Origin of the sequence: Bradyrhizobium jicamae (assembly GCF_018130215.1) — a bacterium.
Taxonomy (GTDB): Bacteria; Pseudomonadota; Alphaproteobacteria; order Rhizobiales; family Xanthobacteraceae; genus Bradyrhizobium; species Bradyrhizobium jicamae_A.
In genome coordinates, this window is the sequence record NZ_JAFCKQ010000019.1 from 107,690 (window position 1) to 133,263 (window position 25,574).

Below are 25,574 nucleotides of genomic sequence, written 5' to 3' on the forward strand. Positions count from 1 at the left end.
GCGCCGCGGCCGTTCAGGTGGCCCGAAGCAACGAAGCCGTCCCGGAGGACGGCTTCGCGACACTGTCGATTCCTCGCCTCGCCGAGTTGGTCCTAGCCCCCCGTCTCGGCGCTGAGGATGTCGCCGAACAGCTCCCACTGCCCGTTCTTGAACCGCCACATCTGGAGTTGCTCGATCGGGGCGAAGTCGGTGGCGCTGGTGTTGATCTTGATGCCGGGGAGCAGCGTGTCGGGCGCGAAGTCCTTCAGGCTGGCAGCCTGCTTCATCACGTTCTCACGCGTCAGGTTGTCGCCGCACTGCTTCAGCACCTGCACCATGGTCTGCGCCGCGGCGTAGCCATAGACCAGGTTCGCATCGGAGATGTTGGCGCCCGGCATGTACTTGTCGATGAAGGCCATGAACTTCTTCATGCCTTCGTCGTTCTTCCATTGCGGATCGGAGGCATCCTTGAGATAGCCCGCCGACAGCACGCCTTCAGAGGCCTCGAGGCCCGCAGGCTTCATGACTGCGCCGATCGAGATCGAGACGTCGGTCATCACCTGCATCGGCTTCCAGCCGAGCTCGGCGATCTTCTTGATCGCCTGCGCGGCGAATTTCGGCGTCGCGATGTTGACGAACACGTCGGCGCCGGTGTCCTTCAGCTTGACGATGTGGGAATCGATCGACGGCTCGGTGGTCTCGTAGCTTTCCTCGGCGACGATCTTGGCGCTCGACTTGTCGAGGATCTCCTTGAGGCCGACCAGGTAGTCCTTGCCGAAATCGTCGTTGGCATAGAAGATCGCGACCTTGGCGTCCGGCTTGGCCTTGAGGATGTATTTTCCGAAGATGCGCGCCTCGACGCGATAGCTGGGCTGGAAGCCCATGGTCCAGGGGAAGTCCTTCGGGTCGTTCCACTTGCTGGCGCCGGTGGCGAGGAAGAGCTGCGGCACCTTCTTGGCGTTTTGATATTTCTGGACCGCGGTCTGGGTCGGGGTGCCCAGCGCATTGAACACCAGGAACACCTCGTCGCTCTCGATCAGCTTGCGGATCTGCTCCACCGTCTTCGGCGGCGAATAGCCGTCGTCATAGGAGATCCAGTTGATCTTGCGGCCGTTGATGCCGCCCTGATCATTGATCATCTTGAAATAGGCTTCCTCGGTCTTGCCGATGACGCCGTAGGCCGAAGCCGGGCCGCTATAGGCCTCGACATTGCCGATCTTGATCTCGGTGTCGGAAGCTCCGGTATCGTATTTCTTTTGTGCAAATGCGGCCTGGCTGGAGAGCAGGCAGAGCGCCGCGGCGGCGGCCAGCAGCGACAGTTTGGTGGTTTTCATAAAGGCTTTTTCCTCGATTGATTTTGGTTGGGGACTTCACGCAGCATACCCGTCACCGGTCCCGGCAGGCAGTGACGGGGTCGTTCCTTGTCGGAGCACGCTCCCGAAAACGCCACACACGTTTCCGGGATCATGCCGCCGTATCGGTCGGCTTCGGCTCGCTGAACCGCTGCCGCAGCGTCGGCTTGTGGATCTTGCCCGTCGCATTGCGCGGCAGCGCGTCGACGAATTCGATCAGCCGCGGACATTTGAACCGTGCCAGATTGGCCTGGCAATGGGCGTGGATCTCGGCCGGGGTTATCGAATGGTCGGGCTTGACGGCGATGACGGCCATGCCGACCTCGCCCCATTGCTCGTTCGCAATACCGATGACGGCGGCTTCGGCAACTGCCTCCAATTGATGCAGCACACTTTCGACCTCGGCCGGATAGACGTTCTCGCCGCCGGAAATGTACATGTCCTTCCAGCGGTCGACGATGTAGTAGAAGCCTTCCTCGTCCATCCGCGTGGCGTCGCCGGTGTGCAGCCAGCCGTCGGTAAAGGAGGCGGCGTTGGCGTCCGGCCTGTTCCAGTAGCCGGGCGTGATGTTCGGCCCCTTGACCCAGAGCTCGCCGAGTTCACCGACATCGGCATCGGTGCCGTCGGGGCGCACGATCCGCACTTCCGTATGCAGCAGCGGCTTGCCGGAGGAGCCGGCCTTGCGCGCCGCATCCTCGCGGTCGAGCGTCAGCACGGCGGGCGAGGTTTCGGTCATGCCATAGCCCTGCTGCAACGCGACGCCGCGCGCCTCCCAGGTCTTCAAGAGCGGCACCGGCATCGGTGCCCCTCCGACGCCGCCGTTGATGAGGCGGCTGAAATCCGCGTTCGGGAATGCCGGATGCTGCGCCATGAACTGGTAGATCGATGGCACGCCGAAGAACACGTTGATGCGCTGGGCGGGATCGCTGATCAGCCTGAGCGCCTCGGCGGGATCGAACGTGCGCATGATCAGCGCGGTGCCGCCGGCATGCATCACCGGGTTGGTGTAGCAATTCAGCCCGCCGGTATGGAACAGCGGCAGCACCGTGAGCAGCACCGAGGACGGCGAGATGTAGGCGGGACCACCGAGGTTGACGCAATTCCAGAACGTCATGCCGTGCGTGATGATCGCGCCCTTGGGCTGGCCGGTCGTGCCCGAGGTGTACATGATGGTCGAGAAGTCATCGAGCGTGACCTCTTCGACGCGCTCCAGCGGCCCCGCGGATGCGATGGCGGCCTCATAGGAGCCATCGGCGCCGAACCGCATCGCGGATGCGACGTTACAGAGCTTCGCCACCGCGAGCGCGGTCTCGGCCAGATCGTCGTCGTGGATCATCACCCCGGGTGCGGCATCGCCGACGATGTAGTGCAGCTCCGGCACGGTGAGGCGGGTGTTGAGCGGCACGAAGATCGCGCCGATCCGGAAACAGGCGAACTGCACCTCCATCGTATCCGTCGTGTTCAGTGCCAGCACCGCGACACGGTCGCCCCGCTTCACGTGCAGCCGATCGCGCAGATGCCCGGCCAGGCGCGCCACGCGCGCGTCGAGTTGTACGTAGGTGAAACGGCGCCCGCTCGCGAGATCGACGAGCGCGGTCTTGTCCGGCGTGCGCCGGCGATGATGGGCGATCCAGTCGTAGTAACGAACCGGCAAATTATCCTCCTCCGGACCGGAGGTCTTGCGCCACCTGATCCCGGCTCCATTGTTGCCATGAAGCGGCAGTGGATGTGGCGTATCCGGATACTGTCTTGCGTTTAGTGGCTGGTGCATGGCCCAATCGGCCGGCAGCCCTCGTGGGCAGCCACTCGACGCAAGTGAGGGGAGTAGAAACCGGACATCGTCGAAATCGGGAATCAACGGAGCGAAGCGGATGGCGAACCCGTTCTACACTGGCGAGCATGAGGCCTTTCGCGAGGTGATGCGCCGCTTTGTGGCGAAGGAAATCGAGCCTTATGCCCATCAATGGGACGAAGCGGGCGAGTTTCCGCGCGAGCTCTATGGCAAGGCGTCCGGCATCGGGTTGCTCGGCCTCGGCTTCCCCGAGGAATATGGCGGGATCGCCGCCGACCAGTTCATGAAGATCGTCGCCTCGCAGGAACTGGCCCGCGCCGGCGCGGGCGGGGTGAGCTCGAGCCTGATGAGCCACACCATTGGCTCGCCGCCGATCGCGCGCGCCGCGCGTCCCGAAGTGAAGACACGGGTGCTGCCGGAGGTGCTCGCAGGCAAGAAGATTTCCGCGCTCGCAATCACCGAGCCGAGCGGCGGCTCCGACGTCGCGAATCTGCGCACCAAGGCGCGGCGCGAGGGCGACCACTACATCGTCAGCGGCGAGAAGACCTTCATCACCTCGGGCATGCGCGCCGACTATCTGACGGTCGCGGTACGCACCGGCGGCGAGGGACCCTCCGGTGTCAGCCTGCTCCTGATCGAGGGTGATACGCCAGGGCTCTCGCGCACCAAGCTGAAAAAGATGGGCTGGTGGGCATCTGATACCGCGACCTTGCATTTCGATGAATGCCGCGTGCCGGTCGAGAACCTGATCGGAGAGGAAGGCCAGGGCTTCAAGATCATCATGCAGAACTTCAACAGCGAGCGCATGGGCATGGCGGCAAGCTGCACGGCCTACGCACGGGTCTGCCTCGACGAGGCGATCGCCTATGCCAAGGAGCGCAAGACCTTCGGCAAGCCGATCGCCCAGCACCAGGTGATCCGGCACAAGATCGTCGACATGGCGCAGAAGGTCGCGGCCTCGCAGGCCATGCTGGAGATGCTGGCGTGGCGGCTCGGCCAGGGCGAGAGCCCGGTCGCCGAGATCTGCATGATGAAGAACCAGGCGACCCAGACCATGGCCCATTGCGCCTCCGAAGCGGTGCAGATCTTCGGCGGCGCCGGTTTCATGCGCGGCGTCAAGGTCGAGCGCATCTACCGCGAGGTCAAGGTCAACGCCATCGGCGGCGGCACCGAGGAGATCATGAAGGATCTGGCGTCGAGGCAGATGGGACTGTGACAAAGGGATAGACCAGCAACATGCTCTTCACCGCCGACCACGACGAACCGCGCCGGATCTTGCAGAAATTCATCGCGACCGAGATCAATCCTCACGTCGACGAATGGGAGAAGGCCGATATCTTCCCGGCGCATGAGCTGTTCAGGAAGCTCGGCAATCTCGGCTTCCTCGGCCTCAACAAGCCGGTCGAGTACGGCGGCCAGGGGCTTGATTACTCCTACGCGCTGATGATGGCCGAGGAACTCGGGGCCATCACCTGCGGCGGCGTGCCGATGGCGATCGGGGTACAGACCGACATGGCGACTCCGGCGCTGGCGCGGTTCGGCTCGGACGAGGTGCGGCGCGAATTCCTGGTGCCGGCGATTTCGGGCGACCAGGTTGCCTGCATCGGTGTCTCCGAGCCGGGCGCCGGCTCCGATGTCGCCTCGATCAGGACCAGCGCGCGCTCCGATGGCGACGACTACGTCATCAATGGCGGCAAGATGTGGATCACCAACGGCACCCAGGCCGACTGGATCTGCCTGCTTGCCAACACCAGCGACGGCCAGGTCCATCGCAACAAGTCGCTGATCTGCGTGCCGATGCAGACCAGGGGCGTGCAGGTCGCGCGCAAGCTCGACAAGCTCGGCATGCGCTCCTCCGACACCGCGCAGATCTTCTTCGACAATGTGAGGGTGCCCAAGCGCAACCGGATCGGCGAGGAAGGACAGGGCTTTACCTACCAGATGATCCAGTTCCAGGAGGAGCGGCTGTGGGGCGCGGCGGCCTGCCTGAAGGCGCATGAATACATCATCAACGAGACGATCGAGTACACCCGCAACCGCAAGGCGTTCGGCGGCTCGATCCTCGACAACCAGGTGGTGCACTTCAAGCTCGCGGAGATGCAGACCGAGGTCGAGCTGCTGCGTTCGCTGATCTATCGTGCCGGCGAGGCGCTGGTGGCAGGCGAAGACGTGACGCGGCTCGCGACCATGGCCAAGCTGAAAGCCGGCCGGCTCGGCCGCGAACTCACCGACGCCTGCCTGCAATATTGGGGCGGCATGGGCTTCACCAACGAGACGCCGGTCAGCCGCGCCTACCGCGACAGCAGGCTGACCTCGATCGGCGGCGGTGCCGACGAGGTGATGCTCATGGTACTGTGCAAGATGATGGGCACGCTGCCGGGCCTGAAGAATAAGGGAAACGCCTGATGATCACGCTGTATCACTGCGACGCTGCGCGCTCGTTCCGTCCGCTGTGGATGCTGGAGGAGCTCGGGCTTTCCTACGAGTTGAAGATGCTGCCGTTCCCGCCACGCGTGTTCGCCAAGGAATATCTTGGCATCAACCCGCTCGGCACCATCCCCTTCATGATCGACGGCGAGACCAGGATGACGGAATCGTCCGGCATCTGCCATTATCTCGGCACCAAATACGGCCCGACGCCGCTGGTCGTCGGCGTGGACGAGCCGGCCTATGGCGCGTTCCTGAACTGGATGTATTTCTCCGACGCCACGCTGACCTTCCCGCAGACCCTGGTGCTTCGGTACAGCCAGCTCGAGCCGGAGGAGCGGCGCAACCCGCAGGTCTCGGGCGACTATGCCAAATGGTTCCTCGGCCGGCTGCGCGCCGTCGAAGCCGCCGCCGCCCGGTCGGAATTCCTCTGCGCGGAACGCTTCACTGCCGCCGACATTGCCAATGGCTACGCACTGCGGCTCGCCAGCACCATCGGGCTGTCGAAGGATTTCGGGCCCAATGTCGCGGCCTATTGGGCCCGGCTGCAGCAGCGCGACGGCTTCAGGCGTGCGGTGGCGGCGGAGCAAAAAGCCGGCGTGGAACAGAACGTTGCGCCGAGGGCACGGCCGTAGGTTCGCCAACGTCGGTCAGCCTCCGAATTGACTGAGCCGGTCGGTGACAGCCCGCGAATTTGCGCTATGGTAGCCCCGTCGCAGCGGCCAAAGAGCCACGCGAGGAGGAACCCGCCATGGACACGATCGTGGACGACAAGCGCCAGGAATCCGCTCACGACACTGGTCACCAGTCCGGCCACCGGATGCTGATCACGCCGGAACGTGTGTTCTACGCCGGCCTGCTCGGCCGCCCGCGCGAACGCTGCCCGGGCGCGTTCCATGTCTATGTCGCGATTCGCGACGGGCTGCATCTCTCCACCAGCGACGGCTGCCAGGCGCATGGCGAAATCGCGGTGACGATGCCGAACCTGCGCCACACCATCACCAGCGAGTATCGCTCGGCGATCTGCGTCGCGATCGAGCCGGAAAGCGTGCCCGACGGCACGCTGGAGGCGGTCGCGCGTCGCCTGCAAGGGCCCGACAGCGCGCTGTTCGCCAATCGCATCCGTACCGCCTATGCGCGGCTGGCCGAGATGCAGCATCGCGACGCGATCTCGAATGCCGAGTTCGACACCATGTGCTTCGGCGACGCGCTGCCGCAACGGGTGCTCGATCCGCGCGTGGTGCGCGCGATTCTCCGCATCGGTCAATTCTCCGGAGAGCCGGTGACCGCGGCAGGCTGCGCCGCCGAGGCCTCGCTGTCCCCGTCGCGCTTCCTGCATCTCTTCAAGGAAGAGACCGGCATCTCGTTCCGCTCCTTCCGCGCCTGGAAGCGTGCGCGGCATCTGCTGCATTTCGCCAACCAGGACATCAACCTTGCGCATCTCGCGCAGGACATCGGCTATCCCGACTCAACCCATTTCAGCCACTCGATCCGCCGCTTCTATGGGCTCAAGCCGCGTGCGATCTTCTCAGGCTCGCGCGATCTTGCGATCTACCGGACCGGACAGGTGGTGAGCGAGCCGGCCTTGACGTAGATCGTCATTGCGGGGAGTTCGCGACAAGATTGCCAGGCGATTTTGCGCCGAGGCGACGAAGCAATCCGTGTGTCCCCCGTTGCAGAGTGGATTGCTTCGCTCCGCTCGCAATGACGATGACTACAGGTTCGCGCCCTGGATCACCTCACCGAAGCGCAGCCAGCCCGCGCCCTCGACCCGCTGCAACTGCAGCTGCTGCAACGGGTGGTGGTTGGTCGGGCTGGTGTTGACGCGGATGCCCGGCAGCAGCGTCGGGACTTCGACGTCTTTCAAGTTGTTCGCCTGCGCCATGATGTTGTCGCGGGTGAAATTGCCCTTGCACTGGTCGAGCACGATCTTGAGCACCCCAGCCACCATGTAGGCGTACATGTTGTAGCCTTCCTTCGGGTTGCCCTCGGGAAAATACTTCGCCATGAACGCCATGAAATCCTTCACACCGGGATCATTGGCCCAGGCCGGATCGGCGGCATCCTTCACATAGGCTGACGAGATCGTGCCCTGCGCCTTGTCGAGGCCGACAGGTATGATGGTCGACGTCAGCGAGGCCGCGCCGCTGGCGATGAAATGCATCGGCTTCCAGCCGAGCTCATGGATCTTGCGGATCGCCTGCGCGGCGAATTTTGCCGTCGTGCCCGAAATCAGCACGTCGGGATTGCCGCCGCGCAAGGTTACGATCTGGGAATCGATCGTGGGGTCCGTCACTTCGTGCGAGATGGCCACCGCGGAGCTGGCGAATCGTTCGCCCAGCACGTCCCTGGTCCCGGTGACGAAGTCCTTGCCGAGATCGTCGTTCTGGTAGAGCACCGCGATCTTTGCGTTCGGATTCTTGCTCAGGGCATATTTGACGAACACCTGCGCCTCGGTGCGCGCGCTCGGCGCGAAGCCCATGGTCCAGGGATAGGTCTTGTAATCACCCCATTTGTCGCCGTTCACCGACAGGAACAGATGCGGGACCTTCGCGGCATTGATGTATTTCACCACGGCCGAGTTCGGCGCGGTGCCGAGCATGTTGAACAGGAAGGCAACGTTGTCGCTCTCGATCAGGCGACGCACCTGTTCGACCGTCTTCGCAGGATTGAAGGCATCGTCATAGTAGATGTACTTGATCTGCCGGCCGGCGATGCCGCCCTGCTCGTTCAGCATCCTGAAATAGGCCTCCTGGCAGCGCGCCTGCACGCCAAGCGCCGATACGGGGCCGCTCAGCGACGTCGTGCTGCCGATCCTGATCTCGGTCGCGGTGACGCCCGGCGTATCCTCGGCGAAGCCGGGACGGATACCAGCCAGTGCGGCGAGGGCTGTACTTGCGGTGCCAGAGAGCAGCGTACGCCGGTTGATCGAGACCATGACGTCCTCCCCGCGATCGCCGGCTTGTTTCGCCAGGCTTTTGCTTGGTCGGAAGATAACGCGTCGTGTCATTCCCGGTCTTGCGTTAACCGGCTGGCGGTGCCTCGCGGCGCGAGACGCCGACTTAGCCAGTCAACGCAAGATGGCGCGGAAGCAAATCTCTCATCATGGAAAAATCAGGCAGCGTGCACTGCAACGAGGACAAGCGACCATCATGAGCGACAAGGCCGTCATCACCTGCGCGCTGAACGGCGTGCTCACCGATCCGAAGCAGCACAACGTTCCGGTGACGCCGGAAGAGATGGCGCGCGAGGCCAGGGCAGCTTTCAATGCCGGCGCCAGCATCATGCATATCCATCTGCGCCAGCAGGAGCCGAACAAGGGCCACCTGCCATCATGGGAGGTCGGCGTCAGCAAGGAGATCCAGCAGGCGATCCGCGAAGCCTGTCCCGGCGTCATCATCAATCACACCACCGGCACATCAGGGCCGAACTACCAGGGTGCGCTGAACTGCGTGCGCGAGACGAAGCCCGAAATCGCCGCCTGCAATGCCGGCTCGCTGAACTATCTCAAGGTCAAGGCCGACAACACCTGGGCCTGGCCGCCGATGATGTTCGATAACGCCGTCGAGAAGGTGCAGGACTATCTCGACGTCATGAAGGCGGCAGGCACGATTCCGGAATTCGAGTGCTTCGATGTCGGCATCGTTCGCTGCGTCGGCATGTATCGGCAGACCGGCATGTATTCCGGACCGCTCGAGTATAATTTCGTCATGGGCGTCGCCTCGGGCATGCCGGCGGATCCTGATTTGCTGCCGATCCTGCTGAAGCTGAAGGCGCCGGAGGCGCATTGGCAGGTCACCGCGATCGGCCGCGCCGAGATCTGGCCCCTGCATCAACGCGCCGCCGATCTCGGCGGCCATCTGCGCAGCGGGCTGGAAGACACGTTCTATCTCGGCGATGGCACCAAGGTGACGTCGAACGGACAACTCGTCGAGGCGCTCGCGGCCTGCGCGCGGAATGCCGGACGCGAGATCGCGAGTCCGGCAGAAGCGCGGCGGATTTTCGGGGTGAGGCATTGACGGTTGGTCGGGCGTCATCGCGAACTCAGCGAAGCAATCCATCTCACCGCACGAAGGAAGAATGGATATGGACAATCTCGCAGCAACCGGTGGCGTCGTCGGTCCCGGGCGCATCGGGCGGGTCGCGATCGGCGACCTGCTGAAGCGCGCGGCGCGCCGCTTTCCCGACAGGATCGCGCTGACCGACGGTGATCGCCGTGTCACCTTCACCGAGCTCGAGCGCGATGCCAACCGTTTCGCGAACTATCTGGTGCGGCGCGGGCTCAGGCCCGGCGACAAGGTCTCGACGATCTGCAACAACTCGGTCGAGTTCGTCAAAGCGCTGTTCGGCATTCACCGCGCCGGCCTCGTCTGGGTGCCGATCAACACCATGCTCGGCCCTGCCGACATGGACTACATTATCGGCCATGCCGAGGTGCGCTTTGCCGTCATCGATGACAACCTGCATGCCCAGGGAGACCGGCGCGCGGCACTCGAAGCACGCGGCATCGAGATGATCGCAATTGATCTGACCGGCAATGCCGGGAAGACCGGTCTCTCCGGCTTCAACGACCTGCTGCGGGGCCAGTCGGAAATCGAGCCCGAAATCGAGATCAACGACCGCGATCTCGCGATGATCATCTACACGTCGGGCACGACCTCGCGGCCGAAGGGCGCGATGCATTGCCATCTCGCCGTGGTGATGGCCGTGATGAGCAATTGCATCGAGATGCAACTGTCGCGCGACGACGGTATCACCGGACAGTTTCCGCTGTTCCACTGCGCCGGTCACGTGCTGCTGCTCAGCTATCTCTCGGTCGGTGGCCGCATGGCGCTGATGCGCGGCTTCGATCCGGTCGCCTGCATGGAGGCGATCGTGCGCGACCGCCTCACGGTGTTCGTCGGCTTGTCGCTGATGTACCAGGCGATCCTCGATCACCCTCGCCGGCGGGATTTCGACCTCTCCGGCCTGCGCTGTTGCATCTACACCATGGCGCCGATGGGCAAGCCGCTGCTGGAGCGCGCCATCGCCGATCTCTGCCCGAACTTCGTGCTCTCCAGCGGTCAGACCGAGATGTATCCGGCAACCACGATGTCGCGGCCGGAGGTGCAACTCAACCGCTTCGGTAACTATTGGGGCGAGTCGCTGATCGTCAACGAGACCGCGATCATGGACGACGCCGGCAACCTGCTGCCGCGCGACGGGATCGGCGAGCTGGTGCATCGCGGGCCCAATGTGATGATGGGCTATTACAAGGATCCCGCATCGACCGAAGAGGCGCGCAGGTTCGGCTGGCATCACACCGGCGACCTGGCGCTGATCGACGATAACGGCGAGGTGCTGTTCCTCGACCGCAAGAAGGACATGATCAAGTCCGGCGGCGAGAATGTCGCCTCGGTCAAGATCGAGGAGATGCTGCTGGCGCATCCCGCCGTGCAGAACGCCGCCGTGGTCGGCCTGCCGCATCCGCAATGGGGCGAGGCGGTCTCGGCCTTCGTCAAGCTGAAGCCGGGTGCGGTCGCCGATGAAGCCGGGATCGAGGCGCATTGCCGAAAGCATCTCGGCGGCTTCCAGGTGCCGAAGCTGGTGCGTATCCTCGACGAGATGCCGATGACCGCCACCGGCAAGCTGCGCAAGGTCGAGCTGCGGCAGAAATACAGCGGGCATTTTTCGGAGCGTGCCTAGTGGCCATCATCGAGAACACCATCTCCACCGGCGGCGCGGCCTTCCAGGCCAACCGCGACGGCATGCTGGCCCTGATCGCCCGGATGCGGGCGCTGGAGGAACGAACGCGCGCGGCATCGGCTGCCGCAAAGGATCGCTTCCACAAGCGAGGCCAGCTGCTGCCGCGCGAGCGCGTCGCGCTGGTGCTCGATCCCGGCTCGCCCTTCCTCGAACTGTCGACGCTCGCCGGCTACATGTTCGACGTTGCCGACGTGGACAGGAGCGTGCCCGGCGGCGGCCTGATCGCCGGCATCGGCTTCGTCTCCGGCATACGCTGCATGGTCAGCGCCAATGACGCCGGCATCGACGCCGGCGCGCTGCAACCTTACGGCCTCGACAAGACGCTGCGGGTGCAGGAGCTCGCGCTGGAGAACGAGCTGCCCTATGTGCAGCTCGTCGAAAGCGCCGGCGCCAATCTGCTGCGCTATCGCGTCGAGGATTTTGTTCGCGGCGGCAACATCTTTCGCAATCTGGCACGGCTGTCGGCGGCCGGGCTTCCCGTCGTCACCGTCACGCATGGTTCGTCGACGGCCGGCGGCGCCTACCAGACCGGCCTCTCCGACTACATCGTGATGGTGCGCGGCCGCACCCGGGCGTTCCTGGCCGGACCGCCGCTCCTGAAGGCCGCGACCGGTGAGATCGCGACCGAAGAGGAACTTGGCGGCGCCGAGATGCACACCTCGATCTCGGGCCTTGGCGATTACCTCGCCGAGGACGATCGCGATGCGTTGCGCATCGCGCGCGACATCATGGCCAAGCTGCCCTGGGACCGTCCCAAGCCGGAGCCCGCGGCGTACAAGCCGCCGCGCTATGATGTCGAGGAATTGCTCGGCATCATGCCGATGGACCACAAGCGTCCCGTCGACATGCGCCAGGCGATCGCGCGCTTCATCGACGATTCCGACTTCACCGAGTTCGGCGCCAATTACGGCCCCGCCACCGTCTGCGGCCATGCCCGCATCGAGGGGCAGGCGATCGGCATCATCACCAACAACGGCCCGCTCGACGTTCCCGGCGCCAACAAGGCGACGCATTTCATCCAGGCCTGCTGCCAGTCGCGCACCCCGATCCTCTACATGAACAACACCACCGGCTACATGGTGGGCAAGGCCTATGAGGAGGCCGGCATGATCAAGCACGGCTCCAAGATGATCCAGGCCGTGACCTCGGCAACGGTACCGCAGATCACGCTCTATTGCGGCGCCTCCTTCGGCGCCGGCAATTACGGCATGTGCGGCCGCGGTTTCCATCCGCGCTTCTGCTTTTCCTGGCCGAACGCCAAGACCGCCGTGATGGGCGGCGAGCAGGCGGCCGAGACCATGGCGATCGTGACCGAGGCCGCCGCTGTCAGGCGCGGCAAGCCGATCGAGAAGCAGAAGCTCGACGCGATGAAGGCGCAGATCGTCGGCGTGTTCGACGGCCAGATGGACGTGTTCTCGACCAGCGCCCGCGTGCTCGACGACGGCGTGATCGATCCGCGCGACACCCGCACCGTGCTCGCGGAAGTGCTCGCGATCTGCCGCGAGGCCGAGGCACGCACCCCGCAACGCATGCAGTTCTCGGTGGCGCGGCCATGAGTGGGGCAGCAGTGAAGCGGACGCCGTTCTTCAAGATACTGGTCGCCAATCGCGGCGAGATCGCGCTGCGCGTCATGCGTACCGCGCGGCGGCTCGGCTATGGCGTGGTCGCGGTCTATTCCGATGCCGATCGCGATGCCCTGCATGTGCGCGAGGCGGACCAGGCCGTGCGGATCGGCGAGGCGCTGCCGGCGCAATCCTATCTCAGGATCGACGCGATCATTGCCGCGGCCGGGGCGAGCGGCGCCGGCGCGGTGCACCCCGGCTACGGCTTTCTCGCCGAGAACGAGGATCTTGCGAGAGCATGTCGCGATGCCGGGCTCGTCTTCATCGGCCCGTCGCCGGAGGCGATCCGGGTGATGGGCAACAAGGCCGGCGCGAAGGACATCATGCGAGAGGCCGGTGTGCCCTGCGTGCCCGGCTATCAGGGTGCCGACCAGGGCGACGCCGTCATGCTCGGCGAAGCCAGGGCGATCGGCTTTCCCGTGATGATCAAGGCTGTCGCCGGCGGCGGCGGGCGCGGCATGCGGCTGGTCGCGGATGCCGCGACGTTTCCGGATGCGCTGCGCAGCGCGCGCTCGGAGGCGCAAGGTGCGTTCGGCGATCCGACCGTGATCCTCGAGCGCGCGATCGTCGATCCCCGCCACATCGAGATCCAAATCTTCGGCGACCGCCATGGCAACGCCATTCATCTCGGCGAGCGCGACTGTTCGGTGCAGCGGAGGCACCAGAAGCTGATCGAGGAGGCGCCGTCGCCCGCGGTGACGCCGGAGCTGCGCGCGCGGATGGGCGCGGTCGCCGTGCAGGCGGTCAAGGCGATCGGCTATGAAGGCGCCGGCACGCTGGAATTCCTGCTCGACCGCGAGGGCCACTTCTACTTCATGGAGATGAACACGCGGCTGCAGGTCGAGCATCCCGTCACGGAGGCGATCACCGGGCTCGATCTGGTCGAACTGCAGCTTCGCGTGGCCAGTGGCGAGCCGTTGGGCGTGAGGCAGGAGGACATCACGTTCTCCGGCCACGCCATCGAGGTCCGGCTGTGCTCGGAGGACGCCGGGCATGACTTCATGCCGCAGTCGGGCACCATGGCCCTGTGGCAGATGCCGGAGAACATCCGCGTCGAGCACGCGTTGCAATCGGGCTCCGAGATTCCGCCGTTCTACGATTCGATGATCGCCAAGGTGATCAGCCACGGCGCGACCCGCGACGAAGCGCGGGGCAAGCTGATCTGCGGGCTCGAGCAGGTCGCCGCCTTCGGCGTCACCACAAACCAGGGTTTCCTGATCGACTGCCTGCGCCATCCGGTCTTCGCCAAGGGCGAGGCGACGACGGCGTTCGTCGGAGCGAACCGTGACGTGCTGCTGGCGCCGCGTGCGGATCGGGCTGCGGATGTCGCGCTGGCGGCGCTGCTGCTCTACGTCACCAATCCGCACGCGCCCCGATGGCAGCGCGGCCGGTCGCTCGCCGCGACATTCCCGCTGGGCTTGCGCATCGATCTCGGACATGGCGTGCAGGAAATCGAGATCCTCCGCGAGCGCGACGGCAGCTATGTCGCCGCGCGCGACGGCGATCGGTATGGCTTCGAGATCGACGAGTTCGGCGAGGATACAATCCGTTTCCGGCGCAACGGGCTGATGGAATCGGCAAGGTTCCTGCGGGATGGCGATCGGCTTCATGTCCTGCATCGTGGCGCCGCGTTGTCAGCCCGTGATCTCACCCTGGCGGGGCCGGAATCGGCAACCGCCGCGGGCGGCGACGGCAAGGTCCGCGCCGCGATGAACGGCCGCGTCGTCGCGGTGCTGGTCAAGGCTGGCGACACGGTCAAGGCCGGCCAGCCGGTGATGACGCTCGAGGCGATGAAGATGGAACATGTGCACACCGCCGGCGTTGCGGGCACCGTGGCGGCGATCGACGTCGCCGAGGGCGAGCAGGTGACGACCGGGAAGATCGTCGTCGAGATCGAGGCTGCGGCATAGCGACTCTTATTCAGCACGCCCCGTCCCGTCATTCAGCCAGCACGCCACCTGATGCCCCGCGCCCGCATCCTTCAGCGCCGGGCGCTCCGTCTTGCAGCGATCGATGGCGTAACGGCAGCGGGTGTGGAAGGCGCAGCCGGGCGGCGGGTTGATCGGGCTCGGCACGTCGCCGTCGATCATCGGCGCGAGCCGCCTGGCCCTGGGGTTGGCGATCGGCACCGAGGCGAGCAGCGCCTGGGTGTAGGGATGGCGCGGGTTGGCGAACAGCGCGTGCTTGTCAGCGATCTCGACTATACGGCCGAGATACATCACCGCGACGCGATGGCTGATATGGGCGACGACGGCGAGGTCGTGGGCGATGAACAGGTACGAGAAGTTCTGCTTGCGTTGCAGGTCGATCAGCAGATTGATCACCTGCGCCTGGATCGAGACGTCGAGCGCGGAAACCGGCTCGTCGCAGACGATCAGCCGCGGCCCGAGCGACAGCGCGCGTGCGATGCAGATGCGCTGACGTTGTCCGCCCGAGAACTGGTGCGGGAAGTTCTTCATCTGGTCGGGGCGCAAGCCGACCTGCTGGAACAGTTCCGCGACGCGCTCCTGCTTCTTCGCCCCGGTCGCGAGGCCGTGCACGCTCAAGGGCTCGCCGACGATGTCGCCGGCCGTCATGCGCGGGTTGAGCGAGGCGAACGGATCCTGGAACACGATCTGCATCGAGCGGCGGTAGGGCCGCAGTGCGGTCTTGCCGAGCCGTGCGATGTCCTCGCCGTCGAGCCTTATCGCGCCGCTTGTCGGTTCGACCAGCCGCAGCACGGTGCGCGCCACCGTCGACTTGCCACAGCCGGATTCGCCGACCAGGCCGAGCGTCTCGCCGGTGCCGAGCGCGAAGCTGACGCCGTCCACCGCATGCACGGTGCCGACCTGGCGACGCATGATGCCGCCGCGCACCGCATAATGCTTGACCAGATCGCTAACCTCCAGCAGCGGGCGCGGCGCGGTCATGATGCCTCCGCCGTCTCGCCGGCGCGCCAGCATGCGGCCCAGTGGTGGCTCCTGATCTCTTCGAGCGGCGGATACGCCTCGAGGCAGCGGTCGACCGCGAGCTTGCAGCGCGGTGCGAAGGCGCAGCCGGGCGGCAATTTGGTCAGTGACGGCACCATGCCGGGAATCTCGACCAGCCGGGCATCCGCCTCCGCACCGGTCCCGGCGTTGCGCGACGGCACCGCGGGGATCGAGGCCATCAGCCCGCGCGTGTAGGGATGCAGTGGGCTCTCGAACAGGTCCTCGACCGTCGCTTCCTCGACCTTCTTGCCGGCATACATCACGATGACGCGCTGCGCGGTCTGCGCGACCACACCGAGGTCATGGGTGATCAGGATCAGCCCGGTGCCCAGCCGCTTCTGCAAATCGACGATCAAGGCGAGGATCTGCGCCTGGATCGTGACATCGAGTGCGGTGGTTGGCTCATCCGCGATCAAGAGCGCCGGCCGGCAGGCCAGCGCCATCGCGATCATCGCGCGCTGGCGCATGCCGCCGGAGAGCTGGTGAGGATATTCCGTGGCGCGCCGCTCCGGTTCGGGAATGCGCACGAGGCGCAGCATCTCGACCGCCTGCTGCCATGCCTCCCTGCTGCTCACCTTCTGATGCAGGCGCACCGCCTCGATGATCTGGTCGCCGATCCGCATCACCGGATTGAGCGAGGTCATCGGCTCCTGGAAAATCATGGAGATGCGGTTGCCCCTGATGTCGCGCATGGCGGCATCGTCGAGCGCGAGCAGATCGGTGCCTTCGAGCAGCACCGCGCCGCCGACGATGCGCCCGGGCGGATCGGGCACGAGACGCATGATCGAAAGCGCGCTGACGCTCTTGCCGCAGCCGGATTCGCCAACGATCGCCAGGGTCTGGCCACGGCGGACCGAGAACGAGACGTCGTCGACGGCGCGGAACAGGCCCGAATTGGTGAAGAACACCGTTTGCAGGTTCTTCACGTCCAGGATCGTCTCTGCCGTTAGCGCCTCGTTCATCAGCCGCGCTGCCTCGGATCGAGGATGTCGCGCAGCGCGTCGCCGAACAGATTGGTGCCGAACACCGCGAGGCTGATGGCGATGCCGGGGAAGATCACCAGCCACGGCGCAGTGCGGACATATTCGGCCGCCGATTCCGACAGCATCCGGCCCCAGGACGGATAAGGCTCGGGAATGCCGAGGCCGAGGAACGACAGCGACGCCTCGGTCAGGATGGTCGAGCCGAGCTGCGCGGTCGCGAGCACGATCAGGGGCGCGATGGTGTTCGGCAGCACGTGGCGCAGCGCGATTCGCATCTCGCTCATGCCGATCGACTTGGCGGCCTCGACGAAGGGCTGCTCGCGCAGTGCGAGCGTGTTGGCGCGGATGACGCGGGCAACCGTCGGGATCAGGGGGATTGCAATGGCGAGGATCACGTTCGGCAGCGACGGGCCGAGTGCCGCAGTCATCACCAGCGCCAGCACCAGCAGCGGCAGCGATTGCAGGATGTCGGTCACGCGCTGGAACACGAGGTCGACCCAGCCGGAGAGATAGCCGGAGGCAAGGCCGACGATCACGCCGAGCGTGGCCCCGAGCGTGGTCGATCCGATGCCGACCGCGAGCGAGATCCGCGCGCCATGGATGATGCGGCTCCAGACGTCACGGCCGAAGGAGTCGGTGCCGAACCAGTGTAGCGCAGAGGGTGGCGCGAGGCGATGCGCGGAATCCACGCTGAGTGGATCGTAGCGGCAGATCAGGTCGGCCGAGATCGCCATCCACACGAACAGCAGCATGATGATCAGGCCGATCGTGCCGAGCACATGGCGCTGCGCGAGGAAGGCAAGTCGCGCCCAGCCACCGCTGGCGTTGGCCCCGGCGCGTCGCAATTCGGCTTCGAAGTTGATCGTTGCCATGGCGCTAGTCCCCGAACCGGATGCGCGGATCGATGGCCGCATAGAGCATGTCGACGATGAAATTCACGACCACCACGACGACAGCGATGAACATCACCAGGTTCTGCACGATCGGATAGTCGCGCCATCGTAGCGCCTCGACCAGGAAGCGGGCGATGCCGGGTATATTGAACACGGTCTCGGTGACGATCAGGCCGCCGATCAGGAACGCGGCCTCGATGCCGACAACGGTGATGACGGGCAGCACCGCGTTCTTCAGCGCGTGGTGATAGTTCACGGAGGCTTCTGAAGCGCCTTTGGCGCGGGCGGTTCGGATGTAGTCCTGGCGCAGGATCTCCAGCATCGAGGAACGGGTGATGCGCATGGTCAGCGCCGCGCTGCGGAAGCCGACCGCCATCGCCGGCACCGCATAGATCGCCAATGCCTCGATCCAGGTCGTGGGATTGGGGTTGAAGATCGGCATGGTGCCGAACAGCGAGACCGAAGCCATCAGGATCAGCAGCCCGAGCCAGAACGAGGGCAGCGACAGGCCGCTGAGGCTGACGACGCGCAGCGCATAGTCAAGCTTCGACCCCTGATGCACGGCACTGATCACGCCGAGTGGAATGCCGATCGAGGCGGAGAACAGCAGTGCCAGCCCCGCAAGGCGCGCCGTGATCGGAATCCGCGGCAGGATCTCCTCCAGCGCGGGCTTCTCCGACACATAGGAATAGCCGAGGTCGCCGTGCAGCAGCCCGCCGATCCAGTGCAGATATTGCATCACGATCGGCTGATTGAGGCCGAGATCGCGCTCCAGATTGACCTTGTCGGCGGGATCGACATAGCCGGCCGCGGCGAACAGGATATCGACGATGTTGCCGGGCACGATCCGCAGCAACACGAAGATGATGACCGAGATCCCGAACAGGGTCACCAGCATCAGGAACAGGCGCCGGACGATATAGGCAAACACCTGGCTCTCCTCCTGACGCTCTGCCCGCTATTTATCCAGCCAGACGTCTTCGTAGCGATAGCCGTTATATGAACTGTTGGACATGATCGTGACGTTCTTCACGTAAGGCTGCCAGCAGGTGCCGGTGTGGGCGTAGAAGATGATCGGACGCGCGACGTCCTCCTGCAGCTTCTTGTCGATCTCCCAGACCAGCTTCTTGCGCTTGTCGATGTCGGTCTCGGCCGACTGTTCGTCGAACAGCTTCTCGATGTCCTTGTTGCAATAATTGGTGTAGTTGCGCTCGGAGCCGCAGGCGTAATTCTCGTAGAAGGACTGGTCGGGATCGTCGACCGCATTGCCGGTCAGATTGAGCCCGAGCGAATAATCCTTGCGCGCGACCTTCGGGAACCATTGCGCGGTGTCGACGACGTCGAGTTCGGCGTCGATGTAGATGCTCTTGAGCTGATCGATCAGGATGATGGCAGGATCACGGTAAACCGCGATGTTGCGCGTCGACACCTTGATCTGAAGATGCTTGTCGGGGCCGTAGCCCGCCTTCTGCATCAGCTTGCGCGCTTGCTCGCGGTTCTTCTCGATGTCCGGGCCATAGCCCGGAATGGACTCGAGCATGTCCTTCGGCATCGCCCACAGCCCCGCCGGCGCCGGCTCCATGCTGCCGCCGATGTCGCCCTGGCCCTCGAACATGATCTGGATGAAGGCCTTGCGGTCGAGCGCCAGCGCCAGCGCACGCCGGATGTCGATATTGTCGAATGGCGGCGCGCTCGAATTGACGATGATGTTGGTGGAAACGTTGTTCGGCTCGACCACGCACACCGCATTCGGCGCCTGCGACTTGACGTCCTTGAGCAGGGGGATCGAGACCTCGGTCGGGAATGTCATGTCGAACTTGCCCGAGACGAAGCCGAGGATCGCGGTCGAGCGGTTCGGGATGATGGTGAACTCGATGCCGTCGAGATAGGGCAGGCCCTTCTTGAAGTAATCGGGGTTCTTGGTGAGCTTGATCGATTCGTTGGCCTTGAACTCGACGAACTTGAACGGACCGGTGCCGATCGGATGGGTGCGCATCTCCGCCGGCGAGACGTGGCAGGGATAGATCGGCGTGTAGCCGGAGGCGAGCAACGACAACAGCGCCGGCTGCGGCCGCTTCAGGTTGAACGAGGCCTCATAGTCGCCGTTGGTGGTGACGTCGTTGACCTGCTCGTACCAGGCCTTTCGCGGGTTCTGCCGGAATTTCTGCGCCGACTTGCCCATCAGCATGTCGAAGGTGCACTTGACGTCGGCCGACGTGAACGGCTTGCCGTCGTGCCATTTCACGTCCTTGCGCAGCTTGAACGTCAGCGTCTTGTGGTCGCCGCTCCAGGCCCAGCTCTCCGCCAGCTCGGGCCGGATCGTGTCGACGCTGTTCTGGGCGATGTGCTGGTCGAAGATGACGAGATTGTTGAAGACCGGCATGAACGGGATGTTGACCGAGTAGGTCGCGCCTTCATGGATCGAGGCGCTGCCGGGGCTGTCGCGATGGTATATCCGGAAGATGCCGCCCGATTTCGGCTGGTCCGCTGCACGAGAAACGTCGCTGATCGCCAGCACAGACAACACCGCGACGGCCAGCGCTTGCACGCTCCGCATGGTCCCCTCCACGAATTTCGGTCTCGATCGCCGATTGGTATCGAAGATACCATGGTGAGAGGTCCGGGCAACCGACGAGCGGCGTGAGGGCATTGGCAATTCGGATGACGTCAGCGGATGAATATTTCCGTACATCGGCAATAGCGAGGTTGCTGCGCGGAACTTGCAGGGCCTTTTGCCATGCAGCGATCGATGTCCTTCCGGTTTGCGCAAGCAGTCTTCGTTTCCTCAGGGACAGTTTGTCGCGGATCCCGGCCTCTGCATCTCTCACTCCGCTGCCTGCGGCGAAGGCATATGCATACCCGCCACGCCGTCGGCGTCGGTGGCGGAGATTGTGGTGCGGATCATCAGGCGGCCTTCATGCGCCGGCCAGGGGCGGCCGCGATGCATGGTCGCGCGGTTGTCCCACATCACGACGTCGCCCTGCTTCCATTGATGCAGGTAGCTCATGCCGGGCGCGGTTGCGGTATCAGTCAGCTGCTCGATCAGCGCCTTGCCGGCGGCGTCGTCCATGCCCTCGACACCATACGCATGCGAGGCGAGATAGAGCGCGCCACGGCCGTTGACCGGATTGCGCCACACCATGCGCCAGCACACCGGCGGCAGCGCATCCACTTCCGCCGTGGTGGCCAGGCCAGCCGCGACCTTGCTGCGCGAATGCGCATAGGAATGCCAGGCGAAGGAGTTCTCCACGCGCGTCGCGAGTTCCTCGTCGAGCCGCTCGAAGGCGAGCCGCATCGAGACGAACTCGGTCTCGCCGCCATGCTCGGGAATGATGCGCGCGGAGAGGATCGACGTCAGCGCCGGCACGCGCTTGAAGGAGGAGTCGGTGTGCCAGAGCTGGTTGGCCCTCGCACGCAGCTGCTGCCGGTGATCCGAGGGCACCACCTTGCCGTCGGGACCGAAGGTCGAGAGGATCACGAAATGCGAGCCGGTGCCCATCGAGCCGACCTTGGTCACCTCGGGCGGGCCGAAGCGGCGCGAGAACGCGAGCTGGATGTCATCGCTGACCTCCTGGCCGCGAAACACCAGCACCGAATATTCCTCGAAGGCAGCGCGCACCGCCGCGTAGGCGGCATCGTCGGCCGCGACGTCGGCGAGGGTCATGCCGCGCAGCTCGGCGCCAAAGCCCGGTTTCAGCGGGATCACATCCATCGGCAGCCCTCCCTTTCTTGTTCTTGCAGGTCTCGTTCTTGTGCTGCGAGCCTATGGGAAAGGCCTGACGCGGACAATGCGCGCGAATTCATCCCATTGCGATCAGATTGCGCCGCGTGCGCCGGTCGGCCGCCTCCATGCGATTCGTGATGAGCGCGAACAGCGCCCAGCTGGAATGAAAGGCGATGCCGGCCAGCACGACCAGGGTTCCGGGAATCGGGCCGATGGACGCGCGATCCCAGATCTCGCTCATCGCGGTCAGCGGCACGGGATGGATAGCGAGCTTGCCGTAATAGGCAATGGCCTGGATCGCGAAGATCCAGCCATAGGTGCGGCGCAGCCGCCGGCCGATCGCGCGGGCATAGGTGATGTGGTAGCTCGGATGGCGATAATCCTTGGCGAGCAGCGCGGTCCAGGCCGCATTCGGCGAGATGCTCTCGCCCTGGATCATCGGTGCGTAGAAATCGGTCTCGAGCAGCCGCGCGCGGGCGCGCCAGACGTTGAAGTAGCGGTAGCGGCGCGCCTCGAACAGCAGGAAGACGGTGACGAGCAGGCCGACCAGCACCATCGGCAAAGGCGACGCCTCGCCATTGCTGTAGGTCGCCGACAGCGCGATCCCGGTCGTGACCACCGCCCAGTTGGTCGAGCTGTCGAGGCGGGTGCGCCAGACCGTGCTGCGGTAGATCTCGCCGCGATAGAGGTGCGCGATCGCACCGATCTCGGCGGCGGTGAATTCGAGCCTTGCCTGTGGCGGCTCCGGCTCGCGCGGCTGGGGCGACGGCATGGCGGCCTCCGTGCAACGCTGGCTGACGATTGCGGAGCATAGCGCGAATTGTGCGGAATGCACGAATTTGCCGCCGTCCTGGTCGCATCACACGATCCGCGAGGTCTTGTTGCCCCAGTAGCGGTCGCGCAACAGGCGCTTGTAGAGCTTTCCGGTCGGCAGCCGCGGCAGCTCGGCCTCGAAATCGACCGAGCGCGGCACCTTCTGGCGCGACAGCGAGGTCGCGCAGAACGCGATCAATTCATCCGCCAGCTCCGGCCCCGCCGCAATCCCGTCGGCCGGCTGCACCACCGCCTTGACCTCCTCGCCGAGATCGACATTGGGCACGCCGAACACCGCGGCGTCGGCGACCTTGGGATGGGTGATCAAGAGGTTCTCGCACTCCTGCGGGTAGATGTTCACGCCCCCCGATATGATCATGAAGGTGGCGCGGTCGGTGAGATAGAGGAAGTTGTCGTCGTCGACATAGCCGACGTCGCCGACGGTGCTCATGCTGCCGTCCGGCGAGCGCGCCTCGGTGGTCTTGGCCGCATCGTTGAAATATTCGAATGGGGTTGCGGTCTTGAACCAGACCGTTCCGGGTGTGCCCTTTGGGCAGGGCTTCAGGTTCTCGTCCAGGATATGCAGATCCCCGAGCAGCACCTTGCCGACGGTGCCACGGTGCGCCAGCCATTCCTTGCTGTCGCAGGCCGTGAAGCCGAGGCCCTCGGTCGCGCCGTAATATTCATGGATGATCGGGCCCCACCATTTGATCATGTCGTCCTTCACCAGCGCCGGGCAGGGCGCGGCGGCATGGATCGCGATCTCCAGTGTCGACAAATCGTGGCGGCGGCGTACCTCCTCGGGCAGCTTCAGCATCCGCGAGAACATGGTCGGCACCAGCTGGCTGTGGGTGATGCCCCATGTCTCGACCAGTTCGAGATAACGCTCGGGATCGAAGTGCTCCATGATGACCGCGGTACCGCCCATGCGGATGGTGAGGTTGACTGCTGCCTGCGGCGCCGAGTGATAGAGCGGCGCCGGCGACAGGTAGACCATGCCCTCGCGGTAGTGCCAGAGCTTGATCAGGAAATCGAACAACGGCAGGTTCTGCGACGGCGGTTGCTCCGGCAGCGGCCGCACGATGCCCTTCGGCCGGCCGGTGGTGCCGGAGGAATAGAGCATCGCAGTCCCCAGCGATTCATCAGGGATCGGCGTCGCCGGCAGGTTGCCGGTCGCTTCCTCGAGGCCGACGATGCGGTCGCTCTCGCCGTCGCCATCGACGACGATGCAGAGCTCGACCTTCGGACAATCCGTCAAGGCCTCGCGGGCGACGTCGAGCTTCAGCTTCGAGGTGACGAGGATGCGCGACTGGCTGTTGGTGAGGATGTAGGCAAGCTCGCCTGCGGTGAGGAAGGAGTTGACGCAGGTGTAGTAGAGGCCGGAGCGCTCGCCGGCGCCGCAGGCCTCGAGGTAGCGGTCGTTGTTCTCCATGAAGATCGAATAGTGGTCGAGCCGTTGCAAGCCGTGCTCGCGGAACAGATGCGCGAGGCGATTGGAGCGCGCGTCCAGCTCACGATAGGTGACGATCTCGCCGGTCGACGCCATGATGAAGGCGGGTTGCAGCGGGCGCAGATAGGCGTGTTTGCCGGTGTACATATAACTCCCGTTCCTCTCAGGCAGCCATCACAAGAATCTCACGCACCTGCGCCGGCCCCTCGATCCTGCGCGGATTGCGCGGCACCCATGGTGTTCGCATCGCCTGTGCCGCGATGTGGTCGAAATGCTCCGGGCCGACATGCACCTCCTTGAGGCTGCGCGGCATGCCGAGATTGCGGATGAAACCGTCGAGCACGCCGCCGGCGTCCTCGCCCGGATGGCCCATCGCCGACGCGACCAGCGCCTGGCGGTCGGCGTTGTCGCGCTTGTTCCAGCGCATCACGGCTGGCAGCATTACGCAGGATGTGTAGCCATGCGGCACGTCGTGCACCGCGCCGAGCACATAGCCGATGCCGTGGCTCGCCCCCATCGGCACGCCGGAGGCGAGCGGGCCGGTCGAGAGCCAGGTGCCGATCTGGCAATCCATCCGTGCCGAAATGTCCTTCGGGTTGGCCTTCACCCGCGGCAGGCCCTGCGCCAGCATTTCGAGGCCCTTGATCGCCTGCGCGTCGCCATAGGGATGCGCCTCGCGCGAGCAGATGCCCTCGACGCAGTGGTCGACGGCGCGAATGCCGGTCGACAGGAACAGCCAGTCCGGCGTATGCACGGACAGCTCCGGATCGAGGATGGTGGCGCGCGGCATCACCAGCGGATGCCGCAGCATCTCCTTTTGCCGCTTGGCCTCGTTGGTGACGCCGGCGATCGAGGAGAACTCGCCGCCGGCGATCGTGGTCGGCACGCTGATCTGGCGGACGACAGGCGGCTTCATCTCGGGCGAGACGCCGCCATGGGTGCGGATCGCGTCGATGCCATCGGATGTGGTGACATTGTTGGCGAGGCAGAGCTGCACCGCCTTGGCGCCGTCGGTGATCGAGCCGCCGCCGATGGTGACGATCAGGTCGGCTTGCGCGGCGCGGGCCTGTTCGGTTGCGGATATCACGGCGGCGCGTGGCGTATGCGCAGGCATCCTGTCGAACACGCCGGCGCAACGCGGTCCGAGCGCCTCGCGGACCTTTTCGATCTCGTCGGTGTCGCGGTTGAGCGTGCCCGACACCATCAGGAAGGCGCGTCGTGCGCCGAGCCGGTCCAGCTGCTCGACCACGGCCTCGCGCGCGGGGCGCCCGAACACCACCTCGTCCATGGCGCCGAATACGACACGGCCTTGATGCATGCGCGCGTCCTCCCTAGCTGTGCCGGCCTTGCTGGCGGCGTTTGCGTGCAGGTTAGCGGAGGAATTCCGGGCCGTCATCAGGGGGTGCGGGATGGTGTGGTACGGAGATCGCCGCCATTCCGATGTCGTCCCGGCTTGGTGCGCAACGCTTGTTGCGCGGCCCGCGAAACACACATCCGCATTCTCGCGGCGCGTTTGCGTCCGAGTCTTGCGTTGACTTGCTCCTCCTTCGAGGAGGGCACAGGGAAAGCCGGGTGCCGATCGCACCCATGGGTCCCGTGCAACAAAAAGCACGGGGGTAGGACCACAGGTGTAACCGGAGCAACCCGGCTTTCCCTGCGCGATGGGTTACGGCTTATACGTGCTCTCCCCGGCGAGACTGGGCTTTCTTGTCACCGCCGTCAGCAAGAGACCTTGGTCTCTTGCCGACAGGACACCTGCCACCAGGGCGTCAGGCCTGCACGATTTCGCCGTCCGCCTCATGCGCTCTCGTCAGTCACGCATGCG

Annotated in this window: 20 protein-coding genes; 8 read left to right on the forward strand and 12 right to left on the reverse strand. The window is 64.9% G+C overall.

The annotated features are described in order from the left end of the window. Positions 1-92 precede the first annotated feature (92 nt). Both JQ586_RS21240 and JQ586_RS21245 read right to left on the reverse strand, forming a co-directional pair. Positions 93-1,313 carry an ABC transporter substrate-binding protein gene (locus JQ586_RS21240; protein ID WP_212396553.1) on the reverse strand — a complete coding sequence of 407 codons (1,221 nt, stop codon included), beginning with the start codon at positions 1,311-1,313 and terminating at the stop codon, positions 93-95. A gap of 130 nt (positions 1,314-1,443) precedes the next feature. Continuing rightward, positions 1,444-2,985: a long-chain fatty acid--CoA ligase gene (locus JQ586_RS21245; RefSeq protein ID WP_212396554.1), complete on the reverse strand. Its 1,542-nt coding sequence runs from the start codon at positions 2,983-2,985 to the stop codon at positions 1,444-1,446. Positions 2,986-3,202: 217 nt separating this feature from the next. Here JQ586_RS21245 and JQ586_RS21250 point away from each other — a divergent pair, with 217 nt between their 5' ends. From JQ586_RS21250 to JQ586_RS21265, 4 genes are all read left to right on the forward strand, one after another. Further along, entirely contained in the window at positions 3,203-4,339 is a 1,137-nt protein-coding gene (locus tag JQ586_RS21250) for an acyl-CoA dehydrogenase family protein (protein ID WP_212396555.1), read from the forward strand. A gap of 20 nt (positions 4,340-4,359) precedes the next feature. After that, positions 4,360-5,529, forward strand: coding sequence for an acyl-CoA dehydrogenase family protein (locus JQ586_RS21255; RefSeq protein ID WP_212396556.1), 1,170 nt, complete (start codon positions 4,360-4,362; stop codon positions 5,527-5,529). After that, the gene (locus JQ586_RS21260; RefSeq protein ID WP_212396557.1) at positions 5,529-6,185 is read left to right on the forward strand and encodes a glutathione S-transferase family protein; all 657 of its coding nucleotides are present in this window, start codon (positions 5,529-5,531) and stop codon (positions 6,183-6,185) included. Before JQ586_RS21255 ends, JQ586_RS21260 begins: the two co-directional genes overlap by 1 nt. 116 nt (positions 6,186-6,301) lie before the next feature. Then, complete coding sequence (locus tag JQ586_RS21265) at positions 6,302-7,144, forward strand: helix-turn-helix domain-containing protein (RefSeq protein ID WP_212396558.1); 843 nt, start codon at positions 6,302-6,304, stop codon at positions 7,142-7,144. Between the two features lie 120 nt (positions 7,145-7,264). On the opposite strand, the gene JQ586_RS21270 is transcribed toward JQ586_RS21265, so the two are convergent. Continuing rightward, positions 7,265-8,488 carry an ABC transporter substrate-binding protein gene (locus tag JQ586_RS21270; protein WP_212396559.1) on the reverse strand — a complete coding sequence of 408 codons (1,224 nt, stop codon included), beginning with the start codon at positions 8,486-8,488 and terminating at the stop codon, positions 7,265-7,267. 214 nt (positions 8,489-8,702) lie between these two features. Between JQ586_RS21270 and JQ586_RS21275 the strand changes: the two genes are divergently transcribed. The 4 genes from JQ586_RS21275 (at position 8,703) to JQ586_RS21290 (ending at position 14,827) form a co-directional block, all read left to right on the forward strand. Next, positions 8,703-9,569 (forward strand): 3-keto-5-aminohexanoate cleavage protein, encoded by an 867-nt coding sequence (locus JQ586_RS21275; protein ID WP_212396560.1) that lies wholly within the window; start codon positions 8,703-8,705, stop codon positions 9,567-9,569. A 67-nt stretch (positions 9,570-9,636) separates the two neighbouring features. Further along, positions 9,637-11,235: an AMP-binding protein gene (locus JQ586_RS21280; protein WP_212396561.1), complete on the forward strand. Its 1,599-nt coding sequence runs from the start codon at positions 9,637-9,639 to the stop codon at positions 11,233-11,235. Then, entirely contained in the window at positions 11,235-12,851 is a 1,617-nt protein-coding gene (locus JQ586_RS21285; protein WP_212396562.1) for an acyl-CoA carboxylase subunit beta, read from the forward strand. The genes JQ586_RS21280 and JQ586_RS21285 overlap by 1 nt, the downstream gene beginning before the upstream one ends. Beyond that, positions 12,848-14,827 carry an acetyl-CoA carboxylase biotin carboxylase subunit gene (locus JQ586_RS21290; RefSeq protein WP_212396563.1) on the forward strand — a complete coding sequence of 660 codons (1,980 nt, stop codon included), beginning with the start codon at positions 12,848-12,850 and terminating at the stop codon, positions 14,825-14,827. Before JQ586_RS21285 ends, JQ586_RS21290 begins: the two co-directional genes overlap by 4 nt. Positions 14,828-14,833: 6 nt before the next feature. Here JQ586_RS21290 and JQ586_RS21295 read toward each other — a convergent pair whose 3' ends face one another. From JQ586_RS21295 to JQ586_RS21335, 9 genes are all read right to left on the reverse strand, one after another. Beyond that, complete coding sequence (locus tag JQ586_RS21295) at positions 14,834-15,826, reverse strand: ABC transporter ATP-binding protein (RefSeq protein WP_212396564.1); 993 nt, start codon at positions 15,824-15,826, stop codon at positions 14,834-14,836. Beyond that, a complete protein-coding gene (locus tag JQ586_RS21300; RefSeq protein ID WP_212396565.1) occupies positions 15,823-16,848 on the reverse strand; it encodes an ABC transporter ATP-binding protein in 1,026 nt (341 codons plus the stop codon). The genes JQ586_RS21295 and JQ586_RS21300 overlap by 4 nt, the downstream gene beginning before the upstream one ends. Continuing rightward, positions 16,848-17,741 carry an ABC transporter permease gene (locus JQ586_RS21305; protein WP_212396566.1) on the reverse strand — a complete coding sequence of 298 codons (894 nt, stop codon included), beginning with the start codon at positions 17,739-17,741 and terminating at the stop codon, positions 16,848-16,850. Before JQ586_RS21305 ends, JQ586_RS21300 begins: the two co-directional genes overlap by 1 nt. 4 nt (positions 17,742-17,745) lie before the next feature. Beyond that, positions 17,746-18,693 carry an ABC transporter permease gene (locus JQ586_RS21310; protein WP_212396567.1) on the reverse strand — a complete coding sequence of 316 codons (948 nt, stop codon included), beginning with the start codon at positions 18,691-18,693 and terminating at the stop codon, positions 17,746-17,748. A gap of 27 nt (positions 18,694-18,720) precedes the next feature. Beyond that, on the reverse strand, positions 18,721-20,319 hold the full coding sequence (locus tag JQ586_RS21315; RefSeq protein WP_212396568.1) for an ABC transporter substrate-binding protein: 1,599 nt from the start codon (positions 20,317-20,319) through the stop codon (positions 18,721-18,723). Between the two features lie 267 nt (positions 20,320-20,586). Further along, positions 20,587-21,474 carry a TauD/TfdA family dioxygenase gene (locus tag JQ586_RS21320; protein WP_212396569.1) on the reverse strand — a complete coding sequence of 296 codons (888 nt, stop codon included), beginning with the start codon at positions 21,472-21,474 and terminating at the stop codon, positions 20,587-20,589. 88 nt (positions 21,475-21,562) lie between these two features. Continuing rightward, the gene (locus JQ586_RS21325) at positions 21,563-22,258 is read right to left on the reverse strand and encodes a DUF2270 domain-containing protein (RefSeq protein WP_212396570.1); all 696 of its coding nucleotides are present in this window, start codon (positions 22,256-22,258) and stop codon (positions 21,563-21,565) included. Between the two features lie 87 nt (positions 22,259-22,345). Beyond that, positions 22,346-23,896: an AMP-binding protein gene (locus JQ586_RS21330; protein WP_212396571.1), complete on the reverse strand. Its 1,551-nt coding sequence runs from the start codon at positions 23,894-23,896 to the stop codon at positions 22,346-22,348. A gap of 16 nt (positions 23,897-23,912) precedes the next feature. Further along, positions 23,913-25,067 carry an iron-containing alcohol dehydrogenase gene (locus JQ586_RS21335; RefSeq protein ID WP_212396572.1) on the reverse strand — a complete coding sequence of 385 codons (1,155 nt, stop codon included), beginning with the start codon at positions 25,065-25,067 and terminating at the stop codon, positions 23,913-23,915. Positions 25,068-25,574: the final 507 nt, after the last annotated feature.

Excerpts from the sequence above, each read along its gene's own strand:
- JQ586_RS21240 (WP_212396553.1), bottom strand. The coding sequence starts at position 1,313 with ATGAAAACCACCAAACTGTCGCTGCTGGCCGCCGCCGCGGCGCTCTGC.
- JQ586_RS21250 (WP_212396555.1), top strand. The coding sequence starts at position 3,203 with ATGGCGAACCCGTTCTACACTGGCGAGCATGAGGCCTTTCGCGAGGTG.
- JQ586_RS21255 (WP_212396556.1), top strand. The coding sequence starts at position 4,360 with ATGCTCTTCACCGCCGACCACGACGAACCGCGCCGGATCTTGCAGAAA.
- JQ586_RS21260 (WP_212396557.1), top strand. The coding sequence starts at position 5,529 with ATGATCACGCTGTATCACTGCGACGCTGCGCGCTCGTTCCGTCCGCTG.
- JQ586_RS21265 (WP_212396558.1), top strand. The coding sequence starts at position 6,302 with ATGGACACGATCGTGGACGACAAGCGCCAGGAATCCGCTCACGACACT.
- JQ586_RS21270 (WP_212396559.1), bottom strand. The coding sequence starts at position 8,488 with ATGGTCTCGATCAACCGGCGTACGCTGCTCTCTGGCACCGCAAGTACA.
- JQ586_RS21275 (WP_212396560.1), top strand. The coding sequence starts at position 8,703 with ATGAGCGACAAGGCCGTCATCACCTGCGCGCTGAACGGCGTGCTCACC.
- JQ586_RS21280 (WP_212396561.1), top strand. The coding sequence starts at position 9,637 with ATGGACAATCTCGCAGCAACCGGTGGCGTCGTCGGTCCCGGGCGCATC.
- JQ586_RS21290 (WP_212396563.1), top strand. The coding sequence starts at position 12,848 with ATGAGTGGGGCAGCAGTGAAGCGGACGCCGTTCTTCAAGATACTGGTC.
- JQ586_RS21295 (WP_212396564.1), bottom strand. The coding sequence starts at position 15,826 with ATGACCGCGCCGCGCCCGCTGCTGGAGGTTAGCGATCTGGTCAAGCAT.
- JQ586_RS21300 (WP_212396565.1), bottom strand. The coding sequence starts at position 16,848 with ATGAACGAGGCGCTAACGGCAGAGACGATCCTGGACGTGAAGAACCTG.
- JQ586_RS21305 (WP_212396566.1), bottom strand. The coding sequence starts at position 17,741 with ATGGCAACGATCAACTTCGAAGCCGAATTGCGACGCGCCGGGGCCAAC.
- JQ586_RS21315 (WP_212396568.1), bottom strand. The coding sequence starts at position 20,319 with ATGCGGAGCGTGCAAGCGCTGGCCGTCGCGGTGTTGTCTGTGCTGGCG.
- JQ586_RS21320 (WP_212396569.1), bottom strand. The coding sequence starts at position 21,474 with ATGGATGTGATCCCGCTGAAACCGGGCTTTGGCGCCGAGCTGCGCGGC.
- JQ586_RS21325 (WP_212396570.1), bottom strand. The coding sequence starts at position 22,258 with ATGCCGTCGCCCCAGCCGCGCGAGCCGGAGCCGCCACAGGCAAGGCTC.
- JQ586_RS21330 (WP_212396571.1), bottom strand. The coding sequence starts at position 23,896 with ATGTACACCGGCAAACACGCCTATCTGCGCCCGCTGCAACCCGCCTTC.
- JQ586_RS21335 (WP_212396572.1), bottom strand. The coding sequence starts at position 25,067 with ATGCATCAAGGCCGTGTCGTATTCGGCGCCATGGACGAGGTGGTGTTC.